We start from the raw sequence: 13,588 nt of genomic DNA on the forward strand, positions 1-13,588 counted from the left end.
GGGTATTGATCTTGGCCAGGGACAGCTCGGCCACGCGGTCACCGACGTTATGTGCCCGCGGAGGGGCCTTCCGAACGTAGCGGGTTGGTCCGGATCCCGTCGCATCACGCGGTCTCTTGTTATTTTGTCAGCGGTGGACCGTACGCTAATCGAACTATGGATATCGAAGAGATCGACCGGTTGTGGGAGCGTCATCCTGCATGGCGGCTACTGCGTGCCCGCAACGCGCCACTAGTGCTTTCTTTCCTCGGTCAGTACTTCATCGAGGACAACCGCGGCGCCGTTGCCGCAGGGCAGCTCGTCGCGGCGCTCGACGATCACCTGTATGGAATCCACCGCGATGATCCCGAACGCTACGCTTCGGAACCGGCAGCGTACCTGGACGATTGGTCGACGTCTGGGGCGGGCTTGCTGCGACGGTTCTACCCGGCCGATTCGGAGGAAGTTCATTACGAGGCAACGCCGGCTCTGGAGAAGGCGTTCCGCTGGGTCGAAAGCTTGCGGGTACGGTCGTTCATCGGCACCGAGTCTCGGCTCCACACGCTCGTCAACTTACTACAGCAGATCGTGCACGGCTCGCAGACGGATCCCGCTACTCGCATCGCCGAGCTGGAACGCCGCCGCGCGGCCATCGATGCTGAGCTCGTCGAGGCACATGTGGGCCGTTTTTCGGTGCTCGACGAGACGGCGCTGCGCGAACGCTACCAGCAGTTTTCAGCGTCGGCCCGCGAGTTGCTGTCCGACTTCCGTGAGGTGGAGGAGAACTTTCGGAAGCTGGACCGGTCGGCGCGCGAGAAGATCGCGGGATGGGAGGGAGGCAAGGGCGATTTGCTCGCCGAACTCGTCAGCAGTCGAACCGACATCGCCGGATCGGATCAGGGCCGTAGCTTTCAGGCGTTCTACGACTTCCTTCTCTCGGAGGCCAGGCAGGATGAGCTGGCCGAGTTGCTCGCGGCGGTGCAGGGGATGCCCCAGGTCCGCGCGGATCGGCGCCTTCGCAGCGTGCACCATGACTGGGCCGCCGCTGCCGAGCGCACCCAGCAGACCGTTCGCAACCTCTCCGAGCAGCTGCGCCGCTTCCTGGAGGACCAGATCTGGGTCGAGAACCGCCGCGTCATGGACCTAGTTCGCAGCGTCGAGACCTTCGCGTTGGCTCTGAGGGACGGACCGCCTGGGGGCGATGAGGCAGGCCTTGTCGTCGACGAGCCCGGTGTGCCCATTTCGCTGCCGTTCGAGCGGCCGCTGTTCCAACTCCACCCCGATGTCGTCGTGGACAGCATGCTGTCTCCCGAATCCTTGGAACAGGCCGAGCTGGACGGACTGTTCACCCAGCGCTTCGTTGACACCGCGCGGTTGGCCAGCAACATCCGCACAGTCCTGCCGCCGCGTAGCACGGCAACGCTCGAGGACATCGTAGCGCTGTACCCCGTGCAGGAAGGGGTCGCCGAGATCCTCGGCTATCTCTCTCTCGGCGACGATGACATTGCTGTGGACGTTGGTGGCGACGACGAGCAAATTACGATCGACTACAGCGACGTTGACGGCGAGCTGCGACGGGTAAAGATGCCCAAAGTGACGGTGACGCGACGATGAGAAGCCCCGACGAACAGGCAATAGCGACGGCGATCGTCCTCCTTATGCGCGAGGTCGTGTACCGCGAACTGCCGTCACACGATGCGGTGTGGGAGACCTTGCAACGGCAACGCGCCGTCGTCGCCGACCATTTCGCGACGGTCGGCGTCGACGTCGTGATCGACGAGGCGGAGGGCTACGCGTACCTGCGCACCCGCGAACCGGAGGACGGCGAGGAGCCGCTGCCGCGGCTCGTGCGCCGGCGTGCCCTCACCTACAACGTAAGCCTGCTGCTCGTGCTGCTTCGCAAGCGCATGATCGAGTTTGAGGCGACCGGTGGCGACGGCAAGCTCGTGCTGACACGCGACCAGCTGATCGAGATGTTGCGGGTGTTTCAGGCCAGCTCGAACAACGAGGCGCGCATCGTCGATCAGGCGGACAGGACGATCATGCAGGTCGCCGACCTCGGCTTCCTCCGCGAGCTGCCCGGGCCGCCGGTTGCCTGGGAGGTACGCCGAATTCTCAAGGCGTACGTCGATGCGCAGACGCTGTCGGACTTCGCCTCACGCCTGTCCGCATACGCAGGGGCGGAAGCCGGAGGCGAACAGTGACCGACGCGCTCTTCTCTGCCCTCGAGGCCCCGTCGCCGGACCACCAGCGCACCGGCTACCGGCTGCACCACGTCGAGGTGTACAACTGGGGCACGTTTGACAATCACGTCTGGCCGATCCACCCTAACGGCCAGACCACCCTGCTAACGGGAGACATCGGCAGCGGAAAGTCCACGCTCGTCGACGCGATCACGACTCTCTTGCTTCCGGCGCACCGGATCGCCTATAATAAGGCCGCTGGAGCCGATGTCAGAGAGCGGTCGCTGCGCAGCTACGTGGAAGGCCACTACAAGTCCGAGCGCAACGAGGCCACCGGCGCGTCGCGCCCGGTGGGGCTGCGGGATCAAAAGTCCTACTCAGTGATCCTTGGCATGTTCGCCAACGAGGGATACGACGAGGCTGTAACGATCGCCCAGGTGTTCCACCAGAAGGATCGCGTGGGGCAGCCCGACCGCTTCTTCGTGACCGCATCCGGCGCGCTGTCTATCGATCCCGACTTCACAGGCTTCGGGTCGGATCTTAAAGCGCTCAGAGCAAAACTGCGTGCCGCAGGAGCGGACATCGACAACTCCTTCCCCGACTACCACCGCAGGGTGCGGCGGCTGCTAGGAATCCGCTCGGAACAGGCGATGGAGCTGTTCCATCAGACCGTGTCGATGAAGTCGGTCGGCAACCTCAACGACTTCGTGCGTGACCACATGCTCGAACCGGTCGATGCCCAGGATCGGGTGCGAGCGATCGTCGACCACTTTGAGAACCTCGTTAAGGCCCATGAGGCTGTCCGTACCGCGACGGATCAGCTCGCGCTGCTGACGCCGCTCATCGCGGCGGCCGCCCGCTACGACGAGGCGGTTTCGCGGCATACCGCCCTCTCGGACCAGCGCAGTGCTGTCTCTCCCTACGTTGCCGAACGCTTGCGCGACCTGCTTGTAGGCGAGGTCGAGACGCGAAGCACGCAGATCACGGGCCTTGAGGCCAGGAGAGATGGACTTGGCCGCGCGCGCGATGCGCTCGTCCCCGAGCGTGACCGGCTCAAGCTCGAGCGCGCAGGGGTCGGCGGCGACCGACTCCGCGAGCTCGACATGGAAATCCCACGGGCAGGCGAGCTTCGTGACGGACGCGCCGAGCGGCGCCGACTATTCAGTACGCACCTAGAAGCTATCGGCCTGGAGCCGATAGGGAGCGAAGGGGACTTCCTGGCGTGCGTCGAGGAGGTGACGCTTCGGCGCGCCAAGCTCGATCAGCAGCGACGGGACATTTCGGAGCGCCGTGAACCGTTGTTTGAGCAGCGAGCTGGCCTGCGCCGGGTCCGCAAGGCGGCCAACGACGAAATCGAGAGCCTGCAGACCCGGCGCAACAGCCTTCCGGCCGACCTCGATCGGCTACGCCGACGGCTGTGTTTGGAGCTATCGATCGCCGAGGGCGAGGTGCCGTTCGTCGGCGAGCTTCTCGACGTTCGTGAGGAATTCTCCGACTGGCGTGGCGCTGCAGAACGGGTTCTGCGGGGCTTCGCGCTAACGATGCTTGTCCCCCAGCGCCTGTACGCTCAGGTATCGGAGTGGGTCAATGAGAATCGGCTGAATGCACGCTTGGTTTACCTGCGTGTAGCGGAACGAAGGGTAAGGACGGTGCATGCCGCCCACACCGGGCTTTGGCTTGCCGACGCGATCGCGATTGAGGCGGGTCCGTTCGCCGAGTTCCTGACCGCGGAGCTCCTGAGGCGCGCCGACCACGTGCTGGCCGCATCCGTCGCGCAGTTGCAGCGTGAGGAACGCGCCGTCACCCGCGAGGGTCTCGTGCGCGACAGGGACAGGCACGAGAAGGACGACCGGCGCAGCGCCTCCGACCCACGGTCCTGGGTGCTCGGGCGCGGCAGCGAGCAAAAGATCGCAGCGCTGCAGGCTGAGCGAGACGAGCACGACAAAGCGCTTGACGCCATTGAGGATGAACTCACCGCGCTCGACCAGGACAGCGACACGGTGGCAGGTCACGGCGAATCGCTGTCGGCCTTGGCGCAGTACCCCTCATGGTCCGAACTCGATGCGGAGAGTGCATCAGCCGCGCTGACCCAGCTCGAAGCAGAGCGCGTGGCGCTGGTGGCCGGCTCATCGCAGCTGGCTGCCATCGACGAGCAACTGGACGCGCTCGATTCCGAAGACGGCAGGCTCAGAGCGGAGGCCGAAGACGTGATCGGGCAGCTCGGCGGAGCCCGCACCACGCTGGCCACGCTGGAGGCGCGACAGCGCCGCGAGGAAGAGGCGCTGGCTCTGATGGGCCCCGAGGTGTTGAAGAGCGCCCGCACGTTCTACCCGGCACTGAGCGAGCGCGTTACACGCGCGGACACACGCACAGTGGAGGACTGCGATCGGCTGCGCGAAACCTTGACCGGGGAGCTGACATCGGCGATTGAGGCGACCCAGCGCGAGATGAACGGATATACCACCGGCATCCAGCAACAGATGGGCGAGTTCCTGCGGCGCTGGCCAGAACTGCGCACAGAACTTGATGCGAACGTGCAGGCGATCGCGGGGTTCCGCGCGCTCCACGAGCGCGTGCTGCGCGATGACCTGCCGCAGTTCGAGGAGGAGTTCCGGCGCCAACTGAACACTAACGCGGTGCGCGAGCTCGCACAGTTCAATGCGTGGCTGCGCCGTCAGGCAGATGAGATCCGAGGGCGCGTCGAGGTGATCAACGAGGCGCTCGCCGCGATCGACTACAACCCAGGCCGGATCATCGTGTTGGTCGCAGAGCAAACCGTCAATCAGGACGTCAAGTTGTTCCGCGCTGACCTGCGTGACGCGACCGCGGACGTGCTCGCGCCTGATGATGTGGACATGGAGCGCCGGTTCGAGCAGATCCGCCAGCTAATCGAGCGGTTCAAGGGCAGGGTCGGGCATGCCGAGAGTGATCGGGCATGGACACGCCGCGTCACTGACGTGCGCAACTGGTTCACATTCGCCGCGAGTGAGCAGGATCGCCGGACGGGGGAGGAGTTCGAGCACTACACCGATTCGGACGGCAAATCCGGCGGCCAGAAGGAGAAGCTCGCCTACACGATCCTTGCGGCGTCCCTGGCCTATCAGTTTGGACTGGAGTGGGGCGTCGACAAGTCACGTGACTTCCGGTTCGCCGTGATCGATGAGGCCTTCGGACGCGGCTCGGACGCGTCGACACGGTATGCCCTTGAGCTGTTCGCCAAGCTTGGGCTGCAGCTGCTGATCGTCACCCCGCTGCAGAAGGTGCATGTGATCGAGCCGTATGTCAGCGCCATCGGCTTCGTCGACAACCCGACCGGGTCTGCCTCCCGCGTCCATACGCTGACGATCGAGGAGTTCCGCCAGCGGCACCGCGGGCTGAGGGCATGAGCGATCCCACTCGCTGGATGACGGTCGCAGGGATCGTCGCGGCGGTCAAGCGGCGGTGGGACGACGGTACGATCCTGCGTGCGTATGCGCTGAAAGACCCGTTCCCGGCGCTGACCGTCCCACTGCGAGGGCCTTCGGCTGCCGACCTGGGCGAGCACTTCGACGAGTCTCGCGCGTGGGCAGAGGCCATCGTCCGCGGATCCCGCGACGGCCAGGCGTATGCCACGGTGCGCGGACGGATCGGAGGGCGCCTGGCTGGTGCGACAGGGCTGCCTGTGCGCGCCGTGGTCGAGTCATATCCTCAGGCCTGGCAGCTGCTCGGAACTGCAGTCCAGGCCGATGCCTTCCTGCATGCTGTCGCTCTCGCCGCGGAAGTGCCCGCCGCGCGGGAGTGGGCGCTAGCCCACCCACTGCGTGCTGTCGCTCTCGCCGAGGACTGGCCGGCGCTCCTCATCGCGTATGAGTGGCTCGCTGAGCACCGCGGCTCGGGCCTATACCTGCGGCAGGTGAGTGCACCAGGCGTGGACACGAAGTTCTTCGAGCGGCACCGGGGCGTGCTCGCACGCATGCTCGGTGTGCCGTCAGGTGCTGCCTTCGCCAGCGCGCTGGGATTCGCCGCCAAGCCGTCGGTAGTGCGCATCCGGTTCGATCCCAACTTGCTGGAGATGCCACCGGGTATCACGGAGGCGACGTTCCGGTCGGAGGAGGTCGGCTCCCTGCGCGTTCGGCCCCGCACCGCGCTAATCGTCGAGAACGAGGTCACCTACTTGAGTGTGCCCATTCCCTCCGGCAGCGTCGTGCTGTGGGGGAAGGGATACGACGCCGATGAGCCCGCGTCCTTGGCGTGGCTGACTGATACCGATGTGCGCTACTGGGGGGACATCGACACTCATGGTTTCGGCATCCTTAATCGCGTCCGAGCCCGCCTACCCCACACACGGTCGGTCCTGATGGACAGGGATACGCTACTGGCGCACGAAGACCGGTGGGGGAGCGAACCAGTGCCTGCAAACTCCGCGCTGTCGAACCTCAATCCGACCGAACGGGCGCTCTACGAGGATCTAGTCACGGATAGGTACGGTTCCGCGGTACGGCTCGAGCAGGAGCGCATCGACTGGGAGTGGGCGCTAGAACGGCTTGGCAGCCCCTGAGTAAGACTTGTGTGCCTATCAGCAAGAATCTATACCCGGACAGGCCCGGCGTCGACCTCCGCGAACGGCTCGCCCGGGCCTCACTGCAGAGGAAGTCGCGGTGGACCAGCTCGCCATGATGGGCTTGGGCAGTGCCATCGGCGCGGCCTGTTCATCGGCTCCGTGACGGGCATCCAGGCTGCGGGACGGCGGTGCTGATCTCCTACCTTGAGGCCGGCAGGCTCATCGTCCTCCCGCCAACCTGGACGTGGCGGGTTGGCGAGAGCTATGCGGAACTACTGCCCATTTGTCGCTCGAAGGCTTGCCCGACCAAGTTGAGGACGTATGGGAGTTCATCGCTTGAGTCGAAGATTACTTCGCTGTCGCCGTTCCCCCAACGGCCAAGGTTGGTAACGTCGCGGGCCATTTCACGGGGGTCATTCAGCTCTTGGAACGGGATATTTATCGACAAAAGTAGGCGAGACGTCTGGGGGATGACATCAACGAAATTGGTTTCCGCCTTGTAAGCGATGTATAGCTTCAGAAATTCCTCGGTCACAGCTGGGTCGAGGGAGAGGACCTCTTTACGTAACTGCTCAAAGAGATCTCGGGCTACCGTTCCGATCGCCAAGTTTCGATGGTCCTCAATGCTGTAGGAGGCAGCGGCCACAGGTTTGTTGCTCGGCCGGTAGCTGTCGAGCACATCGGAGCGGAGATCCGGGGCGCGCCAAACACGCGTTGCTGTCTCGGATAGCTCTGTTGCCCGCCTATCAATCGCATCCTCGTCCCACTTGGCATTCGTGCCAAGGCCAGCATTGAGCCGCAGCGGACTTTCTCGGAAGCCACCAGGCATATCCCGTTTCTCTGCGAAAGCCCTATCACTGTATTCACTGTTGTATCCGGTGAGAGTGAGGTTGCCGAGGGTGTGGAGTTTGGTTTTGTGGACACGTTCCCACTCGGAGCCCAGTTCGCTTCGCCACGCTGCTGGTAGATCGTTGTTCTGGGGCATGATGTGCTCAATTGTGTATTCGTCGACCGGCACGCGCTCCTTGCGGCCGTCATTCTCAATGCGCCGAAGCCAGTAGCTGCGGTTTCGAAAGTTGTAGATATCACGCGATTCGAATTCTCGCCGGAATTCATCATCGTTTGGAAAGCGCCGGTAGGAGGGCAAGAGTTGGAACGCGGCTTGGACGCTTTCGAGGTACGAGTCCTCCTGGAGGCCGCGAGTGAGGGTAGCAAAGGTTTTGTTGAGTGAGTTAGTCGGAATGGCACAGATGGATCGCCTGAATACGTAGGCCTCCACAAGGCGAACGGTCGAAAGAAAATCGCCTCTGCTTATGCGGCCCTCGTCGTACCGGGCGTACACCTGGAGAAGAAACGGGTACGCGACGTCTACTCTGAGCTCGCGAAGGTCTTGAAAAGCCTCGGCCAGGCGCTTGTCCGTTTCCCGGCCAAGGGCCATGGCACAGTAGTAGTTCGCGTACCGTTCGATGTCCTCTACGAGCGCGTCAACGCCGGCTTCGGCAACGTCCTTGAGAGTGGCGTATCCCTTGAACGCTTCGTACACGGCCTTAACGTTAGGGATTTCAGAGGACTTGATTGTTAGGTAGTCGCGCATGAATCGATCGAAATGAGTCCCATAAGATTCCTGGCCGAAGCGCGTCTCCATGGGACGCCAGTGCGCTTCGTATAGACGCGTTTGATGGTCCGGATCGAGTCCCATGAGGACATAGTTTCGGATCAAGTCGGCTTGGCTCAGCTCCCTGCCGGTCGAGTTCATGCTCTCGAAGATCAGCTGCGGGTTGTCCTGCCCACGGCTAAGTGACACATCGACGATCATGAGCTTGAGAAGGCCTCTGCACAGCGTATCGAGGTTTGAGCCGAGCTTCCCGACCATCTGTTCAAAGAATTCAAAGTTATCCCTGATACGGATCGAGCTCTCGTCAGGCAGTGGCAGCTGGCGTACCAATGCGAGCAGACTCGTCCTGTCATTTTGGGTCAAGAGTAGCTTGTGCCCTCGATCTCCTGCCTCAAGGGGGTTCTGCAAGTAATAGCTGCGAATTTTCAGGGCACTGAACCCGTCAACAGGCTCGCCCTCTACATGTCGTGCAAGGGCCTCAAGGATGAGCGAGACAGTAGTCAGCCTCTGTTGCCCGTCGATCACCAGCAGAGGCGACTGCCGGGAGAGTTGGTATAAGTCTTCCTGAATGTAAACAACCGATCCGATGAAGTGGGCGTTGACTGCAGCGTCCTTGCCGGCATGCATGACGTCGTCCCACAGCTGCTGGCATTCCTTCAACGTCCAGCTGTACGTTCGCTGGTAGATCGGAATCACAAACTGCGGCGATGCCTGGAGGAACTTCAGCAGGTTGGACTCGACAGCTTTCATGCGGTTGCTTTCTCTCAGCGGCTATTCGACCAAGCTTCCTCATCCTAGAACCTGCCGCAGAAGTTTCCGTTGTTCATCAACGTGTGGCGGAATTCCACCCCGCGCGTCGGGTCGGGTTTTCCCGGTGGTACGACCTTGCGCGACGGAAGTATTGCCCGCAAGGCTTACCAGCGTGCATCGGCTGGAGCTGTCGAGGTAACTCCTTGAAGGCGATTCGAGAAATTGACCGGGAACACCCCTCTCGCGTATTCGCCGAAAACGCTTGTCGTTGTCGCGATTACCGCGCCGTCAACAACGCCAACGCCACAAACGAGCAGTATCCCCGTCGCCAAAGTGACGAGCTCAGGCTTCGCAGCTTACGTGTTCAGCACCCACCAAACCGTGGTTCACTCGCCACCATCTCCGCCGGCGCCGCGTATTCGTTCTTGAGGTTCGACGCCGTCACCACCCTCACCTAGGGCACCATCAACCCGCGCCGGACCGTGCCTCGCGCCATTATGCTGGTGGCCCTGATCGGCGGCGGCGTCGAGGACCCGGCCTTCGCGGCCGGCTCCATCGCCCTGCAGATCGGCGGGCAGCTGTTCGGCGCTGTGTTCCTGTGCGGCCTGGTGGTGGCTCATCGCCTCCGGCCTCGCGGCCCAGGCCCGCGCCTCCCCCTGCTCTCCGCGATGGGCCGGGACTCCGTCCTCCCCAAGGCGGTCTTCGGCCGGCTGAGCGAGAAGTTCCAACCCCGGTGGCGAACCTGGTGATCACGGGCATCGTGGGCCTGATCGCGATCTTCCTGGACGTGGCCACGTCGACGTCAACCAACTAGCCATGTCGGTTGGACAGACAACAGGACTGACTGCAGCAACCGCCAGATTGCCCTCTCGAAATGAGATCGGACCTCCCCGGCCTGCTCGAGAGTTAAAAAGCGGCCCATGTTAACTTAATCTTATATTTCTATTGAACCTAAAAGACTCATTTATTCCGCCTAAGCAGGCCACTTAGGGCCTGCGTGGCGCTGCGAAGTCTTGACCAAAGAGGGGGACCCTATGGCAGTGCAGCTTTGAAACGCTGAAGAAGGTAATCGAGGCCAATTCAGTGGCCAACGATTTCTACCATGCCGTGCATGAATGGACCGTCGTGGCAGTGGAAGAACATCCCTCCAATGAGGGCGAATGCGTCTGTGGACAGCAGCACCTGCTCTACATGTACACCAGCCAGAACCAGCACTCCGGGCAGCCGCTGGAGTTCATCGGCAGTAAATGTGTGCAGCATTTCCAAAATAGTGATCTGAACCTTCAGGTAACCGTATTCAGAGGCCTATTCGATCTTCGGAAGAAGATCCTCGCAGGGGACCACATTTCCCTGACGACAGAGTGCTTTTCCCGCGAGATGCTGAAGTGGCTGTATGAGGAAGGTGCCTTCCCGGACAGTGAACACAACGGCAACGACGGCAAAAATGATTACCTTTTTCTTCTAGACATGTTCAACAAGCGCAACAAGGATGACATCTCGTCCGCGCGACAGAGGAAGATAAGAGGGCTGGTGCACTACACCATAAAACCGTTCGTTCTCAATCACCGGGCCCTGGGCTAGCTCTTGGTAGTGGTGCCTTCGGTTTCTGGATTCGTTGCGGATCCTGGACTTCGGCCAATGGCCGAACAGGGGTAGTGCCGAAAGCGGTCGCGGAGGAGTACGACAATGCAGAGGTACTAGCTGTACTGCCCATGCAGATAAGTTAATCTGCTCACGTGTACGAGACCGCCAATTGCTGTGTGGGGTCTGTGGCAATTGTAGTGGTGGAACCAGGCAGGGAGCGTCTGCGGGCTGATTCAATGGCGTAGTAGCGTCTGAAGGCCCAGCCGTCGGCCAGTGTTCGATGGAAGCGCTCGATCTTGCCGGTGGTCTGTGGTCGGTAAGGGCGGGTCTTCTGGTCTTGATATTCAATTCTCGGCAGGTATCGCGCCAGACCTGACTTGGCTCACGCCCTGACTTGGCTACGTGGCGGGGGTGTGCCCGGCGCGTCCAGTTTCCTTGGGCTGGATTGCTGGCGGATCCGATGGCGATTGTTGAAGCCGACCTTGGGTTGGAGCCTGGTGTGGACGACGGAGATCTCGTTGGAGACGATGGACCGGGTGGGAGTCGTTCCCGGTGTTCCGGCAGCGGCGGCTATAGGCCGCTTCTCGTTCCCGACTCCCCTTTGAGTAGCGAAGTTGCGCGCTGAGGGAGAAGCCATGCCCAGGACACGCCGCAGCTGGGCGGCATACACACTCGGGGCACTGCCCCTGCTTATTATTTCTGTGGGTTCCAAGAGGAACTAGGCTACCTGCCATTTGTAAGCGGATTATGACTGATCATCACCGATTACCTGAGGCGTGTTGTCCAACCAGCGCTCCTGCGTGAAGCTCATTTTATTCGTGGTGGGTTGGCCGCCGATGGGGCCCGCGAAAGCGGGCTCCATCACCATTTTAGGGGGCAGGGTGTGGCGAGAGCTTGACAAGGCGATCTTTGTTAGCGCGACGAGGCAAATTCGCGACTTTGAAAAATATCGCAAAGACGTGCAGGATGAGAATGCTCGCAGGAAGCGCAGAAGCCTCAATCCGCCGCCCCTACTGGAGGTAGTCCGTCCCTCCCGATGGGACGAGAGCCCTGCTTTCAATCCGTACCTCGTTCGCAAGCCGCGCGCTAGTATCGCACACGCCATAACTGAGAAGCTGAAGAGCGGGACATACCTTCCTCAAAGACCGGCTTCTTTTGGTGTCCCGAAACCCTCGGGTGGTGAACGACGGGTTAATACCTACAGTATCGCTGATGAGGTAATATCTAGGCGCCTGTACCAGTCCCTCATGGGAAAGAATTCTGCGAAGCTAAGTGGGCATTCGTTTGCCTACAGAAATGATCGCACGCCGCACGATGCTATTTCTTATATTCACAATGACATAAAGAACGAGCATCGTCTGTTTGTTGCGGAGTTTGACTTCAGTAAATTTTTCGATCTTATATCGCACGAATATGTCTGGGAGACTTTTTCCACCCTCGGGATTATCTCATCTCCCCTGGAGAAGTCGTTAATTAGGACCTTCCTGGCTCATCCCCCCAATTCCGTCAACGAACTGGGGAACGGAAAGAAGAGAGAAGTAGGCCTCCCGCAAGGCACGTCGATCAGCCTTTTCTTGGCAAACGTGGCTGCTACTCCTATTGATCGCTCCCTCGAAAGGCTGGGAGTTGGGTTTGCACGATATGCCGATGATACGCTTATTTGGAGTGACAGTTATGAAAAGATTTGCACTGCTTCACGCATCTTGCAGGAGGCGGCACATGAAATCGGATCACCGATAAATTTCGAAAAAAGCCCTGGCATTAGAATCCTGTCCAAGCCTGAAGCGCGATCGTCCGAGATCGAAGAAACCAAGTCGGTCAACTACTTGGGGCACACCCTTGGGCTGAGTAGTGTCCGTATGCGCGAAACAGCAGTTGATCGAATAAAAAAGCGGGTTCAGACCCTGATTTATACGAACTTGCTGATGGAACCCTTGCGCAACAACCAAAATATGAATGCGATTACGTCAAATGATCGCGATTACGTGACCTACGTCTGGCAACTTCGTCGCTACCTATATGGACCCTTGAGCGAGAACGACGTCCGTCGCTTTCAGCATGGAGCCGTTCCTGCAATGTCGTTTCAGGGCGTGATGTCGTTCTTCCCGCTTGTCGATCACGACGAGGACCTCGTCGAACTTGACGTGTGGATAGCAACTCAGACGTGGCTTGCCCTGAAGAAGCGCCAGCGGCTACTTTCAACGCGTGTAACGCGAGTACCGCGAACCTGGGGGCTGAGTAGGCCGCAACTTATTCAACTAAAAGTTTTGTCAGGAACCACTGGGGAAGAGATTGATCTTCGACTTCCGAGCCTGAGGAGAATCGCGGGCGTCATCCGCCTGGCGGTCAACACTCATGGCCTTGCCTCTGTCTCGGACGGTTCAGACCTATATCTTTACGAGTCAGACTAAGTAATCCGTCCATCGGTAATCGCAGTTTCCGCGCAGGGGTGCCGGCGGTGGGCCAGCGTCAACCGTTCTTGAATTTCACTTCCCGCCTCTACCATTTCCGCTGATTGGGACTGTCCTGGCGGTGCCAGGCATCGTGTGGATCAGGCCCTGAGCCCGCGCTTTCACGCTGGCACCTCAGGAAATTTAGCGACAGTTGAGACGGCTGCCCCAGCTGGACGCCCCGAGTTTGGACCGACGCTTGAGTTAGCACGGCTGGTAGTCGAGAAGGAGGACCATGAAGGTCGCAACCGGGCAGCTGGAGTCAGACGGCGAGACCCAGGTCGACCTGGCTGTGCTCGACAGAACGAAGTAAGTTGAGGGATCGTTTCCGGAGGCGGCCGAGCCCGCGACGGTCCCGTCTGCGAGGAGCCAGCCGCGAGACACTTGGAGGCGCACAATTTCGATCGTGCCGGTGGGTCCTGAGCCTGTTCTTTGAAGGTCTCCGCCATAATCGAACGATGACCGAAGACAAAAACATCCTCCGGGG

The 13,588-nt window shown here is 60.9% G+C and carries 8 protein-coding genes and 1 pseudogene; 7 read left to right on the forward strand and 2 right to left on the reverse strand.

Annotated features, from left to right (window positions below):
- Positions 1-156: 156 nt before the first annotated feature.
- Genes AC5RWD_RS01090 through AC5RWD_RS01105 form a run of 4 tightly spaced genes read left to right on the forward strand, consistent with a single transcriptional unit; the run spans position 157 to position 6,699 of the window.
- Positions 157-1,593, forward strand: coding sequence for a DUF3375 domain-containing protein (locus AC5RWD_RS01090; protein WP_494018263.1), 1,437 nt, complete (start codon positions 157-159; stop codon positions 1,591-1,593).
- A complete protein-coding gene (locus tag AC5RWD_RS01095) occupies positions 1,590-2,183 on the forward strand; it encodes a DUF4194 domain-containing protein (RefSeq protein ID WP_494018264.1) in 594 nt (197 codons plus the stop codon). The genes AC5RWD_RS01090 and AC5RWD_RS01095 overlap by 4 nt, the downstream gene beginning before the upstream one ends.
- Complete coding sequence (locus tag AC5RWD_RS01100) at positions 2,180-5,548, forward strand: ATP-binding protein (protein ID WP_494018265.1); 3,369 nt, start codon at positions 2,180-2,182, stop codon at positions 5,546-5,548. The genes AC5RWD_RS01095 and AC5RWD_RS01100 overlap by 4 nt, the downstream gene beginning before the upstream one ends.
- Positions 5,545-6,699, forward strand: a complete 1,155-nt coding sequence (locus tag AC5RWD_RS01105; RefSeq protein WP_494018266.1) for a Wadjet anti-phage system protein JetD domain-containing protein — start codon at positions 5,545-5,547, stop codon at positions 6,697-6,699. The genes AC5RWD_RS01100 and AC5RWD_RS01105 overlap by 4 nt, the downstream gene beginning before the upstream one ends.
- A 265-nt stretch (positions 6,700-6,964) precedes the next feature.
- On the opposite strand, the gene AC5RWD_RS01110 is transcribed toward AC5RWD_RS01105, so the two are convergent.
- Positions 6,965-9,067, reverse strand: a complete 2,103-nt coding sequence (locus AC5RWD_RS01110) for a GmrSD restriction endonuclease domain-containing protein (RefSeq protein ID WP_494018267.1) — start codon at positions 9,065-9,067, stop codon at positions 6,965-6,967.
- Positions 9,068-9,549: 482 nt separating this feature from the next.
- On the opposite strand from AC5RWD_RS01110, the gene AC5RWD_RS01115 reads away from it, so the two are divergent.
- Both AC5RWD_RS01115 and AC5RWD_RS01120 read left to right on the forward strand, forming a co-directional pair.
- A complete protein-coding gene (locus tag AC5RWD_RS01115) occupies positions 9,550-9,816 on the forward strand; it encodes a hypothetical protein (RefSeq protein WP_494018268.1) in 267 nt (88 codons plus the stop codon).
- Positions 9,817-10,150: 334 nt separating this feature from the next.
- Positions 10,151-10,648, forward strand: a complete 498-nt coding sequence (locus tag AC5RWD_RS01120; RefSeq protein ID WP_494018269.1) for a hypothetical protein — start codon at positions 10,151-10,153, stop codon at positions 10,646-10,648.
- A 116-nt stretch (positions 10,649-10,764) separates the two neighbouring features.
- Here AC5RWD_RS01120 and AC5RWD_RS01125 read toward each other — a convergent pair.
- Positions 10,765-11,029: pseudogene (locus AC5RWD_RS01125) on the reverse strand (integrase core domain-containing protein); the annotation flags it as partial.
- A gap of 422 nt (positions 11,030-11,451) precedes the next feature.
- Between AC5RWD_RS01125 and AC5RWD_RS01130 the strand changes: the two are divergent.
- Positions 11,452-13,062 carry a reverse transcriptase domain-containing protein gene (locus tag AC5RWD_RS01130; protein ID WP_494018270.1) on the forward strand — a complete coding sequence of 537 codons (1,611 nt, stop codon included), beginning with the start codon at positions 11,452-11,454 and terminating at the stop codon, positions 13,060-13,062.
- The last annotated feature ends 526 nt before the right edge of the window (positions 13,063-13,588 follow it).

The organism is Arthrobacter sp. CMU6, from assembly GCF_059090205.1.